Below are 21,205 nucleotides of genomic sequence, written 5' to 3'. Positions count from 1 at the left end.
TTCAAAGAAAAATTCCTACGACAAGATGATCAAGGACGATCGTTGCTGATAACGCTAATAGGAATCTAACTCATTAACTGAAATTATTTCAAAATATTTTGTACCCGTTTTGAAATGCTCCCCCCTTATGGGGGCCAAGAGAGCTGGGGCTTTGCAGGCCTATTACTTACTCAGCGCATTGGCCAGGCGCAGCATCGCTGCTTCGATTTCATAGGCGGTCAAGGACGAATACCCCAATAGCCAACCGTGTTTCTTCTCCTCGCCAGCGTACAGCCGACTGAGGCCGGGCAGTTGCACGCCCGCGCTGGCAGCTTGGCGGAGGGTCTTTTCCTCCGACCAACCATCGTGCAGCAGGCAGGGAATTTGTAGCCCGCCGGGTGGACGCAAAGCGGTAACGATGCCGTCCAGGTGCTTGCTGATCGCATCGAGCATGATGGAACGGCGCCCGGCATATAGCTTGCGCATGGCCCGGACATGGGCGTTGTAATGGCCGTCCTCCATAAAGCGCGCCAGGGTCAGTTGCAGGATTTGTGGCGTGTGACCGTCGATGATGCTGCGCGCGTAGGTGAAGGCTTTGATCAACTCGTGGGGCAGTGCCATGTAGCCCATTCGCAACCCAGGGTAGAGGGTCTTGCTGAAGGTGCCGATGTAGAGCGTACGCTGGTACTTGTCCAGGCCCTGAACGCAGGCAGTGGGCTGTCCGTCGTAGTGAAACTCGCTGTCGTAGTCATCTTCGATGACCCACTTGCCCTTCTCCGCTGCCCAGTTGATCAGCTCAAGACGACGCTCCAGCGACAAGGTTGCGCCGGTGGGGTATTGATGAGACGGCGTGACATAGACGCAATTGGCGCCGCTACGGTCGGCGTACAGCAGGTCTGTGCGTATGCCTTGGGCATCGACGTCAATGGGCACGACCTTGGTCTCGGCGGTTTCAAAGGCCTTCCTGGCGCCGTAGTAGCCCGGGTTTTCCAGCAGGATCGGTTTGCCGACATCCACCAACAACTGCGCACACAGAAAAAGCGCCTGGCGAGTACTGCTCAACACCAGAATCTGATCGGGGGAGCATGTGGCCCCGCGCTCGAGGTTCAAGTAGGTGGCTATGGCCTTGCGCAGAGGCTCCGCGCCTTGCGGGTCTCCGTGCAGCAGAACATTGCCGCGGTGGTCCTTCATGACCTGGCGTTGCAGGCGTTCCCAGACATCGGTGGGGAAGGTGCGGGTTTCCGGCAGACCTGTGGCAAAGGCCTTGATCACCTGTTGATCGTTAACTCCACCACTGTCGAAAATCATCCGACCGCGTCGGCTCAAGCCCGGTCCTGGCACCACCTCGCTGCGTGGGGTGTCTTGCAGCTTCATGCGCCGACGCGCCGCCCCGCGTAATTCGGTGCCAACCGTCTCGGATACATAGCTGCCCGAACCCTCGCGCCGCACGATGAAGCCATCACGCTGCAATTGCACGTAGGCGTTCTCGACCGTGTCGCGGGCAACGCCGAGCGTCTTGGCCAGAACCCGGGTTGCCGGCAGCTTCAGGCCTGCGTCAAGGGCTCCGTCGAGGATCAGTGCACGCAGGGCGCGCTGAATCCGCTGGTGCAGATCCAGCAACTGAAACTCGGGGTCGGTGAGCCGCATCTTCAGCGTTTCGAGCTCGAAGGTTTTTGCCATGCGGTCTGCCCTGGATAAATAAGTTGGCCTGCAAAGAAAAGTGGTCTGGTTGCATACGCAAAAGTGTACGGGCTAAACAGGCCAGTTCAGCGTTATAAATCACTTTCCAGTCGAGGCCAAGTACCTCTCTTTGCAAGGAGCAAAATTAAAGCCATGCCTTCTTCAACAACCAAGTCATCTATTCGCCTCGGCGATCTCATTCATCCGATTGTCGCCGGCCTGATCTCGGTCATCGTCAACTATGGCGGTACGTTCATTCTGGTCTTCCAGGCAGCCAAGGTCGCTGGGCTGAGCCCTGAGTTGACAGCTTCGTGGGTGTGGTCCGTGTCGATTGGCGTGGGCGTTACCGGGCTGGTCCTCAGTTGGGTTTCTCGCGAGCCGATCATCACTGCGTGGTCGACACCCGCAGCGGCATTTCTGGTGGTCGCCCTGGCCACCACGCCCTATGCCGAGGCGGTGGGAGCGTACATGATCTCGGCCGCTGCCTTCGTGCTACTGGGCTTGTCCGGCTACTTCGAAAAAGTCATCCGACTGATCCCGCCGGGTGTGGCCGCAGGACTGCTGGCCGGCATCCTGCTGCAGTTTGGCATCGGGGCTTTTGGCGGCATGAGCATTGATCCGATGCTGGTCGGGTTGCTGATCGGTGCCTACATCCTGCTCAAACGTTTTACCGCGCGCTACGCGGTGGTGGGCATTCTGGCAGTGGGGTTGGCCTTCCTGCTGATTCAGGGACGCCTGGATTTGTCGGGGCTGGGGCTGCAACTCGCGGCACCCGTGTTCACCCAGCCTGAGTTCTCGCTCAATGCTTTGCTCAGTGTCGCGCTGCCGCTGTTTCTGATCACCCTGACCGGTCAGTACATGCCTGGCATGCTGGTACTGCGCAACGATGGGTTCAGCACCAGTGCCAATCCGATCGTGACCCTCACCGGGTTGGGTTCTTTGCTCATGGCGCCCTTTGGTTCTCACGCGTTCAACATCGCGGCGATTACAGCAGCCATCTGCACCGGCAAGGAGGCCCATGAAGAACCCTCCAAACGCTGGATCGCCGGCCTGGCTGCTGGCGTCTTCTACATCCTCGTAGGGATCTTCGGTGTGACCCTCGCGGCGGTGTTCATGGCCTTCCCGGCAGCCTTCATCACGACGCTGGCCGGGCTCGCCCTGCTGGGCACCATCGGCGGCAGCCTGGCCAGTGCCATGGCCGACGCCAAATCCCGCGAAGCCTCGCTGATTACCTTTTTGGCTGCTGCCGCCAACATCACTTTGTTCGGCATCGGTGGAGCATTCTGGGGGCTGCTGATGGGTCTGGTGGCGTACGCCGTCCTCAACGGCCGTTTGCCGCGTCGCGAGCCGGTTTCCCTCAATCCTGCTGCCGAGCCTGTGACCCGTAAAGGCGCTGCCAACTGAGATACGCGATCAAACGGCTTCAGCCCACCCAAGCCGAGCGCGTGCATCCGCAAGGTCCGACTGCATGTCGTGGTTCCATAACCAGTCGAATCGACTGGCCAGGGTGGTGGACAGGAGGGCTTCTCGATCCTCGACCTGGAGATCCCGAAACTCATAGAGCTCGCCGGCCTCCCAAGAGGTGCGCTGCACGCGGCAGGCGCGTGGTCGCCGAATCGCGTCATACGCCTGAAGTACGTCTTGGGCGTTACTCTCCAACACTCGTGGGTCTCCCAGCAGGCGGGCGAGCAGCCAGGCATCTTCCAGCCCTTGCCCTGCCCCGGCACCTTGGTGTGGGAGCATGGCGTGAGCAGCGTCACCGATCAGTCCGACCCGGCCATGGGTATAGCCTGCAAGTTCGCCGAGTTCATGAAGGGCCCACAGGGTCGGGTCGGGAATGCATTCGAGCAGAACGCGTACGGCATCGCCCCATTCGGCGAACGCCTCCAGCATCTGGGCCTGGCTGGTGCTTTTCACCCAGGGTGTGCCTGGTGGCCATACCGGGTTCGGGTCGCTGCGGTCAGAAACAAACGCCACCACGTTGATCAGCCGGCCTTGCTTGACGGGGAATGTGAGGATGTGGGCGTCGAGGCCCAGGTACATTTGCGGGACGTTAATCAAATGCTCGTCGATACCAGCAGCGCGATAGGCCGTGCGCAGTTGCTCGCTGTCGATCATGCCGCGGTAGGCGCAGGTGCCGCTGAAACGCGGTGCGACCAAAGGCTGGCCGAGCCCCTGGAGTACATAGTCGCGAAGATTGGACTTGATTCCGTCTGCGACGATCAGCAGGTCGCACTCATAGTCTGTGCCGTCGGTGAACTGGACGCTGACCCTGTCGCCCGTCTCTTGCGCGCTGACCGCACGCTTATCGAAGCGCGCGATGCCGTCCGGCAGTTGTTTGGCCAAGGCATCAAGAAAATCTGCACGGTGCACGGAGGACTGGCCCACGCCATGGGCGACGCTGGCACCGAGATAGCCGGCGTCTGCACCGCGACGCCATTCAAACCAGATGTCTTGCCACGGTTGCGGGGTTCGGTCAGCGATCCGTTCGTAGGGTTTGCCAATGCCCAGTCCTTCGATGGCGCGAACAGCGTTCGCACCAAACGACACACCGGCGCCCACCTCACCAAAGGCGGGAGCTGCTTCGAACAATGTCACTTCCAGGTGCTTGTGACGGCACAGATCGAGTGCCAGGGCCACGCCAGCGATGCCGCCGCCGACAATGCCCAGTTGCAAGACAGATTGAGGGCTAGTCATGGGTAAACCTTATGTTTGTTTTTGGAATAGTCCGATCATGACTATTCACAAATCATTGATAAATGCCCTCGCCCCCATACAAACTATCACCATCCTGAATATTCATAACCTTTCTGAAGTCCACAGAGCGATAAGCCAAGATGAACCTGCGCGAGCTGGACCTGAACCTTTTGGTGATCTTCAACCAGATACTGCTGGACCGAAGCGTGTCAGCAGCAGCCGAGAGCCTCGGGCTGACTCAACCCGCTGTCAGTAACGCGCTGAAGCGGCTGCGGACCACGTTCAACGATGAACTGTTTGTACGGACGCCCAAGGGCATGCAGCCCACACCCTATGCCGCGCAACTGGCGGAACCCGTCTCCCAGGCAATCGGCCTGTTGCACGGCGCGATCAACCGCCACGATGAATTCGACCCGGCCACCAGCCAGAAAAGGTTCGTGGTGGCGATGACTGACATCGGCGAAATTTACTTTGTGCCGCGCTTGATCGAGGCGCTGCTGAAGCAAGCGCCGGGCGTTTCGGTGAGCACCCTGCGCAGCCATGCCGATCTCTCCGAAAGCCTGGCCAATGGTGAGGTGGATCTGGCGGTCGGGCTCCTGCCGGACCTGCAGGCAGGCTTCTACCAGCGCCGCCTGTTTCATCACCGCTATGTGTGCCTGTGCCGAAAAGACCACCCGCTGACTGAACTGCCGATGACCCGGGAACGATTCTGTGAGTTTGGGCATGTGAGGATCGTGGCCGCCAGCACCGGTCATGGGGAAATTGACACACACATGCAGCGCGCAGGCCTGCAACGTGAGATTCGGTTAGAGGTGCCGCACTTTGTTGCGGTGGGCCATATCCTGCAGAACACTGACCTGATCGCCACCGTCCCCGAGCGTTTCGCCGACAGTTGCGCCGGCCCTTTTGGCCTGACGAGCCTGCCGTTGCCTATGCCCTTGCCCGAGATTGCAATCAACCTGTTCTGGCACGGCAAATACAATCGGGACCCGGCCAATAAATGGTTCCGACAATTGATGTTTGAACTGTTCAGCGATTAGCCTCATCACCAGGTGAACTTCACCAGCAACGGCCCTTCCTTCAACCAAGAGCAGGCTGAATCCAGCCGACAACTGTCGAGCCGATTTATTGATGCGCTGCCAGCGATGCCGACCGTGATCGCAGGCTTCAGCCAGGGCGGCATCATGAGCGCCAGCGTGGGGCTGACCGAGCCTGAACAGGTGGTCGGTTTTGCCCTGTTGAGCGGACGCATGTTGCGCGAGCTTGATCCACATGTAGCGTCCGCAGGGCGACTCAAATCCGTACGCGCGTTTATCGCGCATGGTCATCAGGACAACGTTCTGCCTATCGCCTGGGCGCAAGAGGCGGATGCCTGGCTGGACCGTCTTGGCGTCGTCCATGAAACGCATTTCTACACCATGGGCCACGAGATCGTCGCGCAGGAACTGGCTGATTTTTCTCAATGGCTGACTCAAACCTTGCCGCTTTCTCACTGAACAAAAGGATCTTCACCATGATCGACACACGCACCGCTCCCTACGCCGCCTTCGTTTTGCGCCTGCCCTGGGCATCATGTTCCTTGCCCATGGCCTGACCAAAGTGCTGGTGTTCACCCCTGCGGTCACCGCCGGCTTTTTCGAATCCATCGGCTTTCCGGGCTTTCTGGCTTATCCGGTGATGGCCTTTGAAGTGATCGGCGGCCTGCTGTTGGTGTTGGGCGTCTACTCGCGCTGGATCGCTGCCCTGGCGGTGGTTCAACTGTTCGTTGCGGCGACTGTGCACTTCGGCAATGGCTGGAGCTTCACCAACGCCAACGGCGGCTGGGAATATCCGATCTACCTGTGCGTCACCGCGCTGGTCGTTGCGCTGCTGAGCGATGGTGCGTTTGCGACAAAGTCTTCCGGCAAAGCCTGATCGAGGCGACAGGCCGCGCTTGAGCAAAGTGACGAGCGTGGCCCCATGCAGGCGGAGTGCAGATCAAGATCACCCCTCACCAGGTTTCGCCAGGTCAAATCCCAGGCAAAAAAAAGCCTGCATCTCTGCAGGCTTTTTCACTATCTGGCTCCACGACCTGGACTCGAACCAGGGACCCAATGATTAACAGTCATTTGCTCTACCAACTGAGCTATCGCGGAATGCGCCGTATGTTACTGATTGAAAAGGAGAAGTCAAGCACTGAATACTTCCAGCCCAACACCGACCGAATCAATTCATGGGCCAGCCGGCGCAAGACTAAACGTATTCGGGTGCGGCATGGGGCGTGTAAGGCGCAGAGAGTCGTGAGAGCTCCTCGGTTTCAAGCTCAATGCTAAGTGAACCCACCAGCTCATCAAGCTGCTCCAGACGGGTCACGCCGATAATCGGCGATGCAACAGCCGGCTGCCCAAGCAACCAGGCCAGTGCGACCTGAGCATTGGTGACGCCTCGCTCCCTGGCAATTGAGGTAACCACCTCGATGATCCTTGTGTCGCTTTCCACCGCCGATTCATAGAGCCAGGATTGCACCTTGTCCGTCTGCGTCCGCAATGATTGTTGCTGTTGCCCATCAGTCATCCCTTACACATAGTTTTTAGCGAGTAAGCAGCCACTCATATAAGAGTTTCAACTCTATACTGCTACGGCTGACTGCCTGAAAAATGTGCACTTGACGAAACACCGCAACTAAAACTTTATACTTCTGACTCATTGACTGCTTATTGGGCACAACACATCGCGTAAAGAACCCGGTGAGTTCGCTATTAACGCATCGTCAAGCCGCCATCCACTGCGTATTGGCTGCCGGTGACGTAGGAAGAATCATCCGACAGTAAAAACAAGGCGACAGCCGCCGCTTCGGCTGCCGTACCGACGCGCCGCAACGGCAATTGATTGACCAACCCATTTTCGAACTGTCGACGGACGTCATCAGGCATGAAGTTGCGAAAGTTGGTATCAATCGGGCCCGGCACCAGTACGTTAACCCTGATGCCTCGCGGCCCTAACGCCGCAGCACAGCAACGCGCCATAGAAATCATTGCGCCTTTGGTTGCCGCGTAGACGCTGGCCATGGGGGCCGACTCATAGGCTGAGGTCGAAGACGTCAACACAATGGAGGCACCGGGAGAAAGCAGGTCGGTCAGTTGGGCAAGTTGAAGTAGCGGCGCTCGCGCGTTGGCGCTCATCATCCGGTCGAAAAACTGCGCATCTGTGTCTTCGATTGAGCCCACTTGAGCATAACCCGCGTTCAGCCATAAGCCATCGAGCCCCCCAACTTCCTGACCTCGTCCACCAATTGCGCTACGGCGTCAGGATCCGATACGTCATTTCTGAACACCAACGCATCAGCAGGAAGTGTCGCTGCGGCTTCTTCGAGATGCTCACGACTGAAGCCCGTAACAGCCACTCGGCCGCCTTCGTCAGCAATACGCTTGGCACCTGCCAACCCCATGCCGCTCGTGCCCCCGGTTATCAAAATGCGTTTGCCAGAGAATCTGCCCACAGGTCTACCTCCATTGTTGACGTAAAAAGCTCGAAGCCGGGCTGAGTATTGCGTAATTGGATCCATTTGATAATGCGTTATTATCCGCATGACCCATTAAGGAAGTGGACACAATGCGAGGCAACGAATACGCCCAACTGCAAGCGTTTGCTGCGGTCATTCAACAGGGAAGTTTTGTCCGCGCCGCCGCACACCTGGGAATGTCCGCCTCCGCCCTGAGCCAGACAATCCGCACTATGGAAGAACGCCTGGACGTTCGCCTGGTCAACCGCACGACCCGCAGTGTCTCTCCAACAGAGATCGGCGCCAGGCTCCTCGCGGACCTGCTGCCGGCCCTGACGTCACTGGACACGGCATTAGCCAGATTGAGGGAGTCCAATGATGGCCCGTGCGGGCTCCTGCGCATCAATACCAGTCGACTGGCCGCCATCCATTATCTCGCTCCGTTGATAGGCCCGTTTCTAAAAGCATATCCGGGCATTCAATTCGACATCGTTACCGATGAACGCTTGGTGGATATCGTTGCCGGTGGGTTCGATGCCGGTGTCAGGCTGGGCAAAAAACTGGACAAGGACATGGTGGCCCAAGAGCTGGGCGATCACCTGGAGATGATGGTGGTTGCGTCGGCAGACTACCTCAAGCGCAACGGCACCCCAAAAGCTCCGCAGGAGCTGGCCAATCATCAATGCCTGACTTATCGCTGGCCTACGGATGGCAGCTTGTATCGCTGGGAATTCGAGCGCAATGGCGAGTCGCTGGAAATCGAAGTCAAGGGCCCACTGGTCGTAACTGAACCCGAGATGCTGACCCGCATCGCGCTCGATGGTGTCGGCATCGCGTACCTGTTCAGAAACCAGGTGGCTGAACTGATCGAGGCAGGCAAGTTGATCCACATTCTCAAAGAGTGGACACCGACCTTTCCCGGGTTTTACCTGTACTACCCCAGTCAACGTCAGATGGCGCCTGCGCTTCGTGCATTCATCGACTTTGTCATGCAACACCAGCGCCCGGAGGGGGCCGGTCTCGATACTCCCGCGCAGAGCAAGCCATCACGCGTTTGAAGGTGTAATGGTATGGAGCCCGCTGGCCGGCGGGCTGCTGTCCGGGAAATTCACCCGGTCGACGCAGAGCCCCGAGGGCGCACGCCGCTCAGCATTCGACTTTCCTCCCGTAGACCGGGAGCGGGTTTATGACCTCGTTGACGTGATGACCCCCATTGCCCAGGCACACGGCGTTTCGATTTCAGCGATCGCGCTCGCCTGGTTATTGCACCGCAAAGGCGTGATGAGCGTCATCGTCGGCGCCAAGACGCTGGAGCAATTGGACGACAACCTTCGTGCCAGCCAAGTGCGTTTGACAGACAAGGATATCGCCACGCTGGACGAAGTCAGCCAGCCACACCCCGAGTACCCTGGCTGGATGCTCGAGCGCCAGGCGGATGAGCGTTTACCCACCCGCGATTGATGACCTCAGCGGGCACCAGCCTTTGGCTGGGTGCCCGCGACCCTCAACTCAACTGCTCGATCACCCCGCCCGCCTTGAGCTGCCCCAACTGCTCCGCCGACAACCCCAGGCGCTCGCCGAGTACCTCATCGGTATGCTGCCCCAACATCGGCGCCGGCCTCACATACTCCACCGGCGTGCCCGACATCTTGATCGGGCTGCCGACCATGGCGAACTCCGGATTCTTGGGATGCGGGATCTTCACCATCAAGCCCCGGGCAATCACCTGCGGTTCTTCCAGCGATTGCGCGATGTTGTTGATCGCCCCCACCGGCACCTTCGACGCGTGAATGCTCGCCACCCACTCGTCCGCCGTACGCCCCAGAAAGTGCGCCGACAACAGCTCGACAATCTCCGCCCGATGCGCGACCCGATCGGCATTGCGCCGAAAGCGCGGGTCGTCCGGCAGGTGCGGCAAGCCAATGCTGTGGCACAGCGCAACAAACTGGCTGTCGTTGCCGCAGGCAATAATGAAGTCGCGGTCTGCCGCACGGAACACCTGGTACGGCACGATGTTGGCGTGGGCGTTGCCGTACCGTTCCGGCACCTTGCCCGAGGCCAGGTAGTTCATGCTCTGGTTGGCCAGGGTTGCCACTTGTACGTCCAGCAGCGCCATGTCGATGTGTTGGCCAACGCCGGTGCGTTCGCGGCTGAGCAGTGCGGCCTGGATGGCGACGGTGGAATACAGGCCGGTCATCAGGTCGGAAAACGCCACGCCGACTTTTTGCGGACCGCCACCGGGCAGGTCGTCGCGTTCGCCGGTGATGCTCATCAGGCCGCCGATGCCCTGGATGATGAAGTCGTAGCCGGGTTCCTCGGCACGCGGACCGGTCTGGCCGAAGCCGGTGATGGAGCAGTACACCAGCCGTGGATTGACCTCGGCCAGGGTCGCGTAATCCAGGCCATAACGCGTCAGGGAGCCGGCCTTGTAGTTTTCGATCAGTACGTCGGAGCTGGCCGCCAGGGCTCGCACCAGTTCCTGGCCTTCAGGGGTGGCGAGGTCGATGGCCACGGATAATTTGCCGCGGTTGGTGGACTGGTAATAAGACGCTTGCCCGGACGACTCGCCGGTGTCGGTCTTCATCCACGGCGGGCCCCAACCACGGGTGTCGTCACCGCTTTGTGGCCGTTCGATCTTGATCACTTCCGCGCCAAGGTCCGCCAACACCTGGCCACACCAGGGCCCGGCCAATACCCGGCTTAAATCCAATACCCGCAAACCAGTCAATGCACCCATTATTCTTGTCCTGTGATGAATCGAAATCAGCCGACTGCCGGCTCTTCATGACGCAGGGAAATCCCCAGCACTGCACGCCGCCGCAGCCAGGGGCTGGGGCGATAACGTGGGTCGTGGGTGAGCTCGCTCATGCGCTGCAAAATCGTGAGGATGCGCCGTGGCCCAAGGGCATCGCCCCAGGCCAGCGGACCCTGCGGGTAACCCAGGCCGAGGTGTACGGCCTGGTCGATGTCGTCGACGCTGGCGATGCGTTGCTGGGCGATATCGCAGGCCAGGTTGACCACCATCGCCAAGGTGCGCTGGGCGACGAAGCCGACGCTGTCGCCGATCACCGTCACGCCCACCCCGTCACTGGCGAGCAGCGCGTGGGCGGCGTCGCGGGTGGCGGTGGACGTCAGCGGGTTTTGCATCAGGGTGCGATGGCGTGACAGGTCCGTGAGCAGGTCGATGCACAGGGTGCGCGCCGGGTCGGTGTGGAAGCGCTCGCTGGCCGAGGTGGCATCAAGGCCGTAAGGCGCCAGCAGGCACAGCGCTTCAGGCGAAGGCTGCGCCGCGCTTTCAAGGTGCGCGCCCAACTCGATCACCAAGGCGCTCAGGCGCTCGTAGTCGTCAGCGTTTTCGGTGGCGATCCACACTGGCGGCAACTGCTTCACCGAAGGCACCGGCTGCGGCTGCGGGCCGTCCACCACCTGGCCATTTTCATAACGGTAGAAGCCCTGCCCGCTCTTGCGTCCCAGTCGTCCGCCCACCAGCATCTGGCGGGTCAGGGGCGACGGTTTGTAGCGCGCTTCTTGATAGAACTGGTTGTAGATCGACTCCATCACCGGGTGGGAAACGTCGAGCCCGGTCAGGTCCAGCAGTTCCAGCGGGCCCATGCGAAAGCCTGCGCCCTCACGCAGGATACGGTCGATATCGCCGCGCTCGGCAATGCCTTCATCGAGCATCTTCAAGGCTTCGGTACCGTAGGCACGGCCGGCGTGGTTGACGATAAAGCCCGGGGTGTCCTTGGCGCGCACGCCGCGATGGCCGGTGCGGGCCACGAAGGCCAGCAGGTCGTCGCCGACCTTCGGCGCAGTGGCCAGGCCGTCGATCACTTCGACAACGCGCATCAACGGCACCGGGTTGAAGAAGTGCAGACCGGCGACCCGCTCAGGGTGTTGGCAGCCGGTGGCGATGGCCGTGACCGACAGCGACGAGGTGTTGGTGGCAAGGATACAGCCCGCGCTGACCACGCCTTCCAGTTGCTGCAACAGGCCGCGCTTGGCGTCGAGGTTTTCGACGATGGCCTCCACCACCAGATCGCAATCGTGCAACGCCTCGATGGTGGCGGCGACTTGCAGGTTCGCAAGCGTTGCGTCCACCGCTGCCTGGGTGATCTTGCCCTTGGCTGCCAGCTTCGAGAGTGTGGCGCCGAGATTATCCCGAGCGGTTTGCGCGGCGCTTTCGCGGGCATCGAACAAGCGCACCAACACGCCGGCCTGGGCAGCAATCTGTGCAATCCCGGCGCCCATCACGCCGGTGCCTGCCAGGCCCATGATCTTGATCGAATCGGTCATGTTCATTCCCCCAGGTAGTTCGCGGTGCGTTTTTCGAAGAACGCCGCGGCGCCCTCCTTCTGGTCTGCGGAATCGAACAGCAGTTGAAAGGCTTTGCGCTCCAGCACCAGCGCGCTTTCCAGCGGCAGGTCGGCGCCGGCGAGCATCACTTCCTTGATCTGCTCCACCGCCAGTGGCGGCAAGGCGGCGATCTGCGCAGCCAATTCCAGGGCGCGGGGAATGGTTTGGTCATCCGCCACCACTTCGCTGAGCATGCCCATGGCCAGGGCTTCCGGCGCCTTGACCATGCAGCCAGTCAAGGCGATGCGCATGGCCTGGAACTTACCCACGGCGCGCACCAGGCGCTGGGTGCCACCGGCGCCTGGCATCAGGCCCAGCTTGACCTCGGGCTGGGCAAACCGCGCCGACTCTCCGGCGACGATCAGGTCGCAATGCATGGCCAGCTCACAACCGCCGCCCAGGGCAAAACCATTCACCGCAGCGATCACCGGCTTCGGGCAGCGGCTGATGGCTTCCCACAAATACTCGGTGTGCCGGCGGTACATCTCGATCGGCGTGGCGCTGGCGAATTCCTTGATGTCGGCACCGGCCACGAAGAACTGGTCGCCGCCGGTGAGCACGATGGCCCGCACATCACGGCGCTTGGCCAGGGCACGAAAGTGCTCGGCCAGCGCTTCGCGAACCTGGGCGTTCAAGGCGTTTTTCACGTCGGGACGGTGGATGCGTACCACGGCGACGCCATTGTCCTGGACGTCGAGGTGCACTACGGGTGGGTCGAGACTGGCCACAAGTTCTCCTGCTGCAATGTTCTTGTTAGTTCGGATGCCGCAAGTTTCGCTATGCGAAACAATATTCCGTATTTAGCGATAATCATAAGGACCGACTCGTCGCGATGTAAACGTAAAAACCTGATCCGCCAGAAAATCGGGCTATAACTCTTTGTTTAGACGGGTTTTATTAAACAAAAAAACAACCAACCGTGAAGTTGCTTAGTTTCGCTGTGCGGAATACAATTTTGTTTTGTTGATTTTCTAAAAAAAGGGGGACTAACATGCGCCGTCGAAACCTGGACCCGAATACACCTGAAGCACCTGCCGGCAACCACGCATTCGAGCACTTGCTGATCGATCCGATGAATGCCGACGAGGAAGAAGACAAGGACCGCCAGTTCGTTACCGCCCTGGCACGCGGCCTGGAATTGCTGCGTTGTTTTACCCCCAGCGAAAGCGTGCTGGGTAACCAGGAGCTGGCGCGCAAGACCGGGCTGCCAAAGCCGACGATTACGCGGATGACTCACACGCTGACCCGCTTGGGGTATCTCAAGCACCTGCCGCAGTCAGGCCGGTATCAGCTGGATGTAGGGGTAATGGCGTTCGGTTACGCAATGCTTTCAAACCTGTCGGTGCGGGCCGTGGCCCATCCGCTGATGGAGACGATGGCCAAGTACGCCCAGGCCGCGGTGGCCATGGCGACCCGCGACCGTTTGGACATGGTGTACCTGGACGTGGTCCAGGGCGAAGCCAACATGACCATGCGCCGCCAGGTCGGTACACGGTTACCGTTGCACTTGAGTTCCGCAGGCCGCGCCTGCCTGGCCGCGATGCCGGAAAACGAGCAGGAATTTATCCTCGACCATATCCGCCAGCGTCATCTGGAGGATTGGCCGGGCATCAGGAAGGGCCTGGAACGGGCCTTCCGGGATTACACCGATTTCGGCTACTGCATGTCGATCGGTGAGTGGCACCGCGATGTAAACGCCATCGCCGTGCCGCTGCTGCATGCACAACATGGGCTGCTGACGTTCAACTGTGGCGGACCGAGTTTTCACCTTTCCCGGGAGAAACTCGAGGACGACATCGGGCCCCGTCTCAAGCACATGGTGAACAACATCGAGGCCGCCGCCCGCTAGACAGATCGGTGCAAGGCCTCGGCAGATTGACGACAACAGGCCCGCCGAACGGGCCGCTGAGGAATGCACATGATCCGAGACCCCGAAACGCTTCATCTGTTGCTGGAAACCCTCCAGCAGTTCGTCAACGAAGCGCTGATCCCACGGGAAAACGAACTGGCCGAGGCCGATGACGTCCCGGCGGATATCGTCAGCCAGTTCCGCGAGTTGGGCCTGTTCGGCCTGACCCTGCCCGAAGCCTACGGCGGCCTCGGGCTGACCATGGAAGAAGAGGTCAACGTGGCCTTTGAACTGGGGCGCACCTCGCCGGCATTCCGCTCCTACTTCGGTACCAACAACGGCATCGGCTCCATCGGCATCCTGCTGGACGGCACCGAGGCGCAGAAACAGCACTACTTGCCGAAACTGGCCAGCGGCGAGTTGCTCAGCTCGTTCTGCCTGACCGAACCGGACTCCGGCTCCGACGCCGCCTCGCTGAAAACCACAGCAGTGCGCGACGGTGATCACTACCTCATCAACGGCACCAAGCGCTTTATCACCAACGCCCCCCACGCCGGGATCTACACCGTGATGGCCCGCACCAACCCGGACATCAAGGGCTCGGGCGGCATCAGTGCGTTTATCGTCGAGCGCAACACACCGGGCCTGTCCCTGGGCAAGCGCGACCACAAGATGGGCCAGAAAGGCGCCCACACCTGCGACGTGATTTTCGACAACGTGCGCGTGCCGGCCGACCAGTTGATCGGCGGCGTCGAGGGCGTCGGGTTCAAGACCGCGATGAAGGTGCTCGACAAGGGCCGCCTGCACATTGCCGCGGTGAGCGTCGGGGCTGCCGAACGCATGCTCAACGATGCCCTGCATTACGCCCTGGAACGCAAACAGTTCGGCCAGCCGATTGCCGAGTTCCAACTGATCCAGGCGATGCTCGCCGACAGCAAGGCCGAGATCTACGCCGCCCGCTGCATGGTGGTGGACGCTGCGCGCAAGCGTGACGAAGGCCTGAACATCGGCACCGAAGCGTCCTGCTCGAAGATGTTCGCCACGGAAATGTGTGGCCGGGTGGCCGACCGTTGCGTGCAGATTCATGGCGGTGCCGGGTATGTGAGCGAGTACGCCATCGAGCGGTTCTATCGCGATGTGCGTCTGTTCCGGCTGTATGAAGGCACCACGCAGATCCAGCAATTGGTGATCGCCCGCAACATGATTCGCGAGGCCAAACACTAAACCCTCGGAACAACACAGAACCACTGTGGGAGCGGGCTTGCTCGCGAATGCGGTACATCAGCCACCGAATGCATTAACTGACACACCGCATTCGCGAGCAAGCCCGCTCCCACATTTTGACCGTGTTCCAACCGCATTACCGCAACACCCATAACTTGTGCCCTAACAACTACAACAAGGTATCGCTATGGAAGTCGCCGCTTCGGCGGGTGCGTTGTCGCCCGCGAAAAACAACCTGTGGATCATCGTATTCATCTTCTGCTTCCTCGGCCTGCTGATCGACGGTGCCGACTTGATGCTGCTGTCCTACAGCCTCAGCAGCCTCAAGGCCGAGTTCGGCCTGACCAGCGTCGAAGCCGGCAGCCTGGGCAGCTTCACCCTGGCCGGGATGGCCATCGGCGGGATTTACGGCGGCTGGGCCTGTGACCGTTTTGGCCGGGTGAAAACCGTGGTCTGGAGCATCGTGCTGTTCTCCGCCGGCACGGCGATCCTGGGCATGACCCACAGCTATTGGCAGTTCGCGAGCACGCGCTTCTTCGCCTCCCTTGGGTTGGGCGCGCTGTATGTCGCGTGCAATACGCTGATGGCCGAGTACGTGCCGACCCGTTATCGCACCACCGTGCTCGGCACCCTGCAGGCCGGCTGGTCGGTGGGTTACATCGTCGCCACCTTGCTCGCGGGCTGGATCCTGCCGAACCACGGCTGGCGCTGGCTGTTCTACGTGGCGATCATCCCGGTGATCCTCGCCGTGCTGATGCAACGCCTGGTGCCGGAGCCGCAAGCCTGGCTCAAGGCCCAGGCCGAACGTGCCCGGGAAAAGGCCGAGGGCATCAAGCGCGTGTCGGCGAAGAAACCCGACGGCATGTTCAAGCTGATCTTCAGCGACCCGAAAGCCAGCCGCATGTTTATCCTCTGGGCGCTGACCGCAGGCTTCCTGCAGTTCGGCTACTACGGCGTCAATAACTGGATGCCGTCGTACCTGGAAGGTGAACTGGGGATGAACTTCAAGTCGATGACCAGCTACATGGTCGGCACCTACGCGGCGATGATTTTCGGCAAGATCCTCGCCGGGCTCGCGGCAGACCGCCTGGGCCGGCGCCTGGTATTCGCCGTCGGCGCGTTGGGCACGGCGATTTTCCTGCCGGTGATCGTGCTGTTCCAGAGCCCGGACAACATCCTGTGGATGCTGATTGTGTTCGGCTTCCTGTACGGCATTCCCTACGGCGTGAATGCGACCTACATGACCGAAAGCTTCGAAGCGAAATTTCGCGGCTCGGCAGTGGGCGGGGCCTACAACATTGGCCGAATTGGCGCAGCGGTGGCACCGGCCGCCATTGGGTTCCTGGCGTCCCATGGCTCGATCGGCGTTGGATTTTTGGTAATGGGCGGCGCCTACTTTATCTGCGGCGTGATCCCGGCGCTGTTTATCCGCGACAAGCAGTTTGATCCGCAAAAACAATAAGCCCCACGCCGGGGCCAGCGGCAACGCGGCCCCGGCTATAAGACGTGCGGCAGTTATACCCTTCGGCAAACCGGGCTAGACTATACGTCAGTCCTACGGAACTGAAGGAACAGTACGACGCTCTCACCCAGCCTGTAAGACAGTTTTGTGCTTAGGGGCTCATACACTTATGAAAACACCGACCCAGACCAACGCAATTGACTTCGACAGCGCCAAATTGCAACGCCTGGGCTTTGGTCAGCCTTCTCTTCTTACACGCCGCCCCGCCACCGTTGCGCAACTTCGCCAGCAACTGGGCATGCAATTGCAAACCAGCCTGGAGCCGGAGCACATCCTTGCGCTGTTCTTCCGCGAGATCCAACGCCTGGTGCCACTGGACGCCCTGCAATACCGTCACGAAGCCAGCGACCTGCGCCTGGAGTACGGCCACCGCGGCCATCATTCGGTGAGCTATGCCCTCAGCCACGAAGGCGAGCACCTCGGCGAACTGGTGTTTCGGCGCAACCAACACTTCATGGAAGACGAGTTGGCCAACCTGGAATCACTGCTGGCCACCCTGCTCTACCCGATGCGCAACGCCCTGCTCTACCGCGCCGCGACCCGCAGCGCCCTGCGCGACCCGCTGACCGAAACCGGTAACCGCATCGCCATGGACCAGACCCTGCAACGGGAAATCGACATGGCCCGCCGGCACCTGCAGCCGCTGTCCTTGCTGATGCTGGACATCGACCATTTCAAACACATCAATGACACCCACGGCCATGCCACGGGTGACAAAGTGCTCAAGGCGGTTGCCGCCTCGATCAAGAGCCAGTTGCGCAATGTGGACATGGTGTTTCGGTTTGGCGGGGAAGAGTTTCTGATCCTGCTGTCCAACACCGGCCGGGATGCGGCGTCGATGGTCGGTGAGCGCCTGCGCCACGCGGCACAGGCCCAGGATTACTGGGCGGATGAAGAACGTATCGAATTGACCGTGAGCCTGGGTTGCTCGACCTTGCTGGCAGGCGAGTCCGCCGAGAGCGTATTGCGCCGGGCGGACAACGCCTTGTATGTGGCCAAGCGCGAAGGCCGCAATCGCCTGGCAATGGCGGGGTAACCGCTTGACTTCAGAGTAACCCCGCCCTCACGCGACTTATGCTTCGCTGGCAACCAGAGTCGGTTGCTTACGGGTGGCAGTCGCCGATTTTTCCAACTGCATGCAGCGTTCCAGGAACAGGTACATGTAGTCGTAGCTCTTGCACACCGCCTGACGCAGCTCTACCTGCAGTTCCTGGGTCGGGTTCATGCCGGCCAGGGTGCAGATGATTTCCAGCGCTTCCCACGGGTGAGCATCGTCGTACTGGGCATGCATCTTCAGCCACTTCATGGCGCGTTTGCGGTCTTCCTCAGGGAAAGCCGCAGCATAGACGCCGGTGGAACACACCACGGCGGACCACTCCCCAGTGGCCCCCTCGATGGCGTAATTGGTGGCGGCAATCGCGACAATCAGCGAATCGGCCGAGCTGGTGTGCCAGCACCAATGGCTGAGTGCGTGCAGCTCCGGCGGCACTTCCTGTGCCTGCAACTCTTCCAGGCTCACGCCATGAGCGCGGGCCCAATGCACCCAATAATCGGCATGGTTGAGTTCCACGCGAATATTGCGCATCAGCCAGCGGCGCGCCATGTCCTCCCCAGGATGGCGGGCAAATTTGGTCTTGGTGAGGTTCTGTGCCATGTACAACGCAAACTGTTCAACCACTGGCCAGCCACCAATGAGGTAGTGGCGCATGGTTTTGGCGCTGAGCTTGTTATCGCGCATGCGCTGGTACAGTTCGTGTTCGACAACGCGGCGCTTGCTCTCGCTACAGGCCTGGATCAACTGCTGTGCCCAGGCGGGGTAACTCGAGGCTTCCATAAGCGGGCCGGTTCTGTTGAATGTGTCGATCACTGTCGGGCTCCTTTTGATTTGTGATATGTACAGACCAGCAAATGTTTCATCGGAACGTGCCAGGCGCCTTGAATAACAGAGGCTGCGGTCGCACAGGTCGACACTGCAAACTATCAAAGGTAAACAACTGCGGTCGCTCGATCAGGTATCCCTGAGCGTAGTCAACCCCGATCTCAAGCAAGGCTTGTTCGATCTGGGGTGTCTCGACAAATTCGGCAATTGTGCGCTTACCCATGACATGACCGATGTGATTGATCACTTCGACCATAGCGCGGTTAATCGGGTCGTCCAGCATATCCTTTACGAAACTTCCATCGATCTTCAAGAAGTCTACAGGTAAATGTTTAAGATATGCGAACGAGGACATCCCGGCGCAGAAGTCATCGAGGGAGAAATGGCACCCTAACTCTTTGAGTTCGTTGATAAAACGAATTGCACTACCCAAATTCGCGATAGCGCTGGTTTCTGTAATTTCAAAACAAATCATTTCTGGCGGAATGCCATACGCGCTGAATTTCTCACGCAGGAACCCGAGAAAGTCCTCATCGCCGATGGTAATGCCTGACAGATTGATCGCACACATGGCCATGGGCCGGCCCGGGCGCTCGCGCATGCAGCCTGCGACGATCTTGAACACGTTCTCCACCACCCAGCGGTCCAGGGAGGTCATCAAACCGTAACGCTCGGCCGCCGGGATAAAACTGTTCGGCAGGATGATCCGCCCCGCCTCGTCATGCAGCCGCAGCAGGATTTCGATATGCCCATTGCCGTGCTCGGTGTGCCCCAGCGGCGCAATTTCCTGGGCGTACAGGCAAAAGCGGTTCTCTTCCAGGGCCATATGCAGGCGCTGCACCCAAGCCATTTCGCCAAAGCGCAGGGACAATTCCGAGTCATCGGCGTGATACACCTGCACCCGGTTGCGGCCTTTTTCCTTGGCCATGTAGCACGCCATGTCTGCGGCCCGCAGAGACGTTTCCAAGGTGGTCGGGGCTTGGGTGATGTGCACCAGGCCGATACTCACGGTGGTGAGAAACGGCCTGCCCTTCCATACAAAATGCAGGCTCTGCACGGTATGACGCAGGCTTTCGGCGATTTTTTCCGCCACCTGCGCCGGGCAGTTCTCCAACAGGATGCCGAACTCGTCGCCCCCCAGCCGGGCCAGGGTGTCGCCTTCGCGCAGGTCCGACTGCAGCAGCGCGCAGATATGCCGCAACAGCTCATCCCCTGCGGCATGCCCGCAGGTGTCGTTGACCAGCTTGAACTGGTCCAGGTCAAGGAACATCAAGGCATGGCGCCCGCTTTGCTGGCGCCCGACGTTGTGCAGCACCTGCTCCAGGCGGAACTCAAACTCGCGCCGATTGGCCAGGCCGGTCAAGGCGTCGTGAGTCGCCTGCCAGGACAGGTTGGCGATGTACTGCCGCTCCTGAGTCATGTCGTGCAACACCAGCACCGCGCCGACGACTTTACCGGCACTGCGGATCGGCGCCCCCACCAGGGTGACGGACACGGTGCTGCCGTCCACGCGCTGAATCAGCTTGGAGTGCTCGCTGCCCCCGCCGAGCTGGCCGCCCAAAATGCGTTCGATCAAGGTAAAGCCGTCGGCCTGGGCATTTTCATCCAGCAGGTTGAACAGCGCCGCCAGCGGCAACCCCTGGGCCTGAGCGCCTTTCCAGTGGGTCAGGGCTTCGGCGGCCGGGTTCATATACGCAATGGCGCCGTCGACATCGGTGGTGATCACCCCGTCGCCAATCGACTCCAGGGTTATCTGCGCCCGCTCCTTCTCTAACTGCAGCGCGTCGGCAAACGCGTGCCGCTGGGCCAGCAGCTTGTGGGTGCGCAACAGCGCCAGCACGATCAAGCCCAGCGCCGTGGCCAGGTTGGTCACCAGCAGCAGGCGCAGAATCATCCGCGAGCCTTCGCCCAGGGCGTCACTGAAGGCTTTGGCGGCCGGGGTCACGCCGTCGTTGATGGCGAAAATCCGTTCCTTCCAGGCGTGCACATCGGCGCTGCTGACCTGATCGGCCAGGATCGCCCGATGCATCTCCTGCGCCAGGTCGTCCAGTTGCAACAGATAGCCATCACCCACCGTCCACAGCTCGATGGCCTTTTCCAGGTAACTGAAATGGCGAAAGTTGAGGTATAGCCAGATCAGGCTGGAAACGTCGTCACGGTGGTTGCCGCCCTTGAGGATGCCCGAGCGCGCAGCGTTCAGGTCCGGGGTCGGGCGGTCGAGGGCCACCCGCAGTTCATGCCCGCCCTGAGGCACGGCAATCGCGTTCTGGTATTTGAGGAAGGTGGCTTCGTTGCGGTTGTCGGCGTACAGCGTCAGGTAGAAGATCGCGTCTTTCTGGCCCTTGGACCACAGGCTTTCGCCTGCCACATAGCCGCGCACCGCCGAGAGTACGTAGAGACTGACGCAGCCTAACAATGCCTGGAACAGCACGACAGCGATAAAAGGCCACACAATGCCCAATAACCGAGGGGTTCCGAGAGTCTGCTTATGCTTCATGAGGTCCCTTGCACATGCACAACTAAAATACGCACGCGAGTGAA

The 21,205-nt window shown here is 60.3% G+C and carries 16 protein-coding genes, 1 tRNA gene and 3 pseudogenes; 10 read left to right on the top strand and 10 right to left on the bottom strand.

All coding sequences use genetic code 11. From position 1 onward, the window contains the following. Nucleotides 1-162: 162 nt before the first annotated feature. Entirely contained in the window at nucleotides 163-1,659 is a 1,497-nt protein-coding gene (locus NVB75_RS29975) for a PLP-dependent aminotransferase family protein (RefSeq protein WP_258344596.1), read from the bottom strand. 153 nt (nucleotides 1,660-1,812) lie between these two features. On the opposite strand from NVB75_RS29975, the gene NVB75_RS29970 reads away from it, so the two are divergent. Beyond that, complete coding sequence (locus NVB75_RS29970) at nucleotides 1,813-3,063, top strand: benzoate/H(+) symporter BenE family transporter (protein ID WP_258344595.1); 1,251 nt, start codon at nucleotides 1,813-1,815, stop codon at nucleotides 3,061-3,063. A gap of 9 nt (nucleotides 3,064-3,072) precedes the next feature. On the opposite strand, the gene salA is transcribed toward NVB75_RS29970, so the two are convergent. Continuing rightward, on the bottom strand, nucleotides 3,073-4,356 hold the full coding sequence (salA, locus tag NVB75_RS29965; RefSeq protein WP_258344593.1) for a salicylate 1-monooxygenase: 1,284 nt from the start codon (nucleotides 4,354-4,356) through the stop codon (nucleotides 3,073-3,075). Between the two features lie 140 nt (nucleotides 4,357-4,496). On the opposite strand from salA, the gene NVB75_RS29960 reads away from it, so the two are divergent. The 3 genes and pseudogenes from NVB75_RS29960 (at nucleotide 4,497) to NVB75_RS29950 (ending at nucleotide 6,270) form a co-directional block, all read left to right on the top strand. Then, nucleotides 4,497-5,396, top strand: a complete 900-nt coding sequence (locus tag NVB75_RS29960) for a LysR family transcriptional regulator (protein WP_258344592.1) — start codon at nucleotides 4,497-4,499, stop codon at nucleotides 5,394-5,396. A gap of 6 nt (nucleotides 5,397-5,402) precedes the next feature. Continuing rightward, a pseudogene (locus NVB75_RS29955) lies at nucleotides 5,403-5,852 on the top strand (alpha/beta hydrolase); the annotation flags it as partial. A 17-nt stretch (nucleotides 5,853-5,869) separates the two neighbouring features. After that, a pseudogene (locus NVB75_RS29950) lies at nucleotides 5,870-6,270 on the top strand (DoxX family protein). Between the two features lie 145 nt (nucleotides 6,271-6,415). Here NVB75_RS29950 and NVB75_RS29945 read toward each other — a convergent pair. From NVB75_RS29945 to NVB75_RS29935, 3 genes and pseudogenes are all read right to left on the bottom strand, one after another. Continuing rightward, nucleotides 6,416-6,491: transfer RNA gene (locus NVB75_RS29945), tRNA-Asn, on the bottom strand. Nucleotides 6,492-6,588: 97 nt separating this feature from the next. After that, entirely contained in the window at nucleotides 6,589-6,909 is a 321-nt protein-coding gene (locus tag NVB75_RS29940) for an aldo/keto reductase (RefSeq protein WP_258344591.1), read from the bottom strand. Nucleotides 6,910-7,094: 185 nt separating this feature from the next. Continuing rightward, a pseudogene (locus NVB75_RS29935) lies at nucleotides 7,095-7,783 on the bottom strand (SDR family oxidoreductase). Between the two features lie 164 nt (nucleotides 7,784-7,947). Between NVB75_RS29935 and NVB75_RS29930 the strand changes: the two are divergent. Next, nucleotides 7,948-8,895, top strand: a complete 948-nt coding sequence (locus NVB75_RS29930) for a LysR substrate-binding domain-containing protein (RefSeq protein WP_258344590.1) — start codon at nucleotides 7,948-7,950, stop codon at nucleotides 8,893-8,895. A gap of 7 nt (nucleotides 8,896-8,902) precedes the next feature. Beyond that, nucleotides 8,903-9,298: an aldo/keto reductase gene (locus tag NVB75_RS29925; protein WP_258344589.1), complete on the top strand. Its 396-nt coding sequence runs from the start codon at nucleotides 8,903-8,905 to the stop codon at nucleotides 9,296-9,298. A 43-nt stretch (nucleotides 9,299-9,341) separates the two neighbouring features. Here NVB75_RS29925 and NVB75_RS29920 read toward each other — a convergent pair whose 3' ends face one another. Genes NVB75_RS29920 through NVB75_RS29910 form a run of 3 tightly spaced genes read right to left on the bottom strand, consistent with a single transcriptional unit; the run spans nucleotide 9,342 to nucleotide 12,918 of the window. Next, entirely contained in the window at nucleotides 9,342-10,574 is a 1,233-nt protein-coding gene (locus tag NVB75_RS29920; protein ID WP_258344588.1) for a CaiB/BaiF CoA-transferase family protein, read from the bottom strand. Between the two features lie 26 nt (nucleotides 10,575-10,600). Next, nucleotides 10,601-12,130, bottom strand: a complete 1,530-nt coding sequence (locus NVB75_RS29915) for a 3-hydroxyacyl-CoA dehydrogenase (protein WP_258344587.1) — start codon at nucleotides 12,128-12,130, stop codon at nucleotides 10,601-10,603. A 2-nt stretch (nucleotides 12,131-12,132) separates the two neighbouring features. Continuing rightward, entirely contained in the window at nucleotides 12,133-12,918 is a 786-nt protein-coding gene (locus NVB75_RS29910; RefSeq protein ID WP_226477195.1) for an enoyl-CoA hydratase, read from the bottom strand. 263 nt (nucleotides 12,919-13,181) lie between these two features. Here NVB75_RS29910 and NVB75_RS29905 point away from each other — a divergent pair, with 263 nt between their 5' ends. From NVB75_RS29905 to NVB75_RS29890, 4 genes are all read left to right on the top strand, one after another. Continuing rightward, a complete protein-coding gene (locus NVB75_RS29905; RefSeq protein WP_258344586.1) occupies nucleotides 13,182-14,039 on the top strand; it encodes an IclR family transcriptional regulator in 858 nt (285 codons plus the stop codon). A gap of 69 nt (nucleotides 14,040-14,108) precedes the next feature. Further along, nucleotides 14,109-15,263: an acyl-CoA dehydrogenase family protein gene (locus tag NVB75_RS29900; protein WP_258344585.1), complete on the top strand. Its 1,155-nt coding sequence runs from the start codon at nucleotides 14,109-14,111 to the stop codon at nucleotides 15,261-15,263. Nucleotides 15,264-15,450: 187 nt separating this feature from the next. Further along, on the top strand, nucleotides 15,451-16,725 hold the full coding sequence (locus NVB75_RS29895) for an MFS transporter (RefSeq protein WP_258344584.1): 1,275 nt from the start codon (nucleotides 15,451-15,453) through the stop codon (nucleotides 16,723-16,725). Between the two features lie 169 nt (nucleotides 16,726-16,894). Further along, a complete protein-coding gene (locus NVB75_RS29890) occupies nucleotides 16,895-17,821 on the top strand; it encodes a GGDEF domain-containing protein (RefSeq protein WP_258344582.1) in 927 nt (308 codons plus the stop codon). A gap of 36 nt (nucleotides 17,822-17,857) precedes the next feature. Here NVB75_RS29890 and NVB75_RS29885 read toward each other — a convergent pair whose 3' ends face one another. Then, the gene (locus tag NVB75_RS29885) at nucleotides 17,858-18,619 is read right to left on the bottom strand and encodes a TenA family transcriptional regulator (RefSeq protein WP_371916619.1); all 762 of its coding nucleotides are present in this window, start codon (nucleotides 18,617-18,619) and stop codon (nucleotides 17,858-17,860) included. 79 nt (nucleotides 18,620-18,698) lie between these two features. Continuing rightward, complete coding sequence (locus NVB75_RS29880) at nucleotides 18,699-21,161, bottom strand: EAL domain-containing protein (protein WP_258344580.1); 2,463 nt, start codon at nucleotides 21,159-21,161, stop codon at nucleotides 18,699-18,701. Nucleotides 21,162-21,205 lie beyond the last annotated feature (44 nt).

The organism is Pseudomonas sp. CBS, assembly GCF_024734645.1.
Lineage (GTDB): Bacteria > Pseudomonadota > Gammaproteobacteria > Pseudomonadales > Pseudomonadaceae > Aquipseudomonas.
The sequence above is the reverse complement of the archived record's forward strand: the minus strand, read 5'-3'. Positions and strand labels throughout refer to the sequence as shown.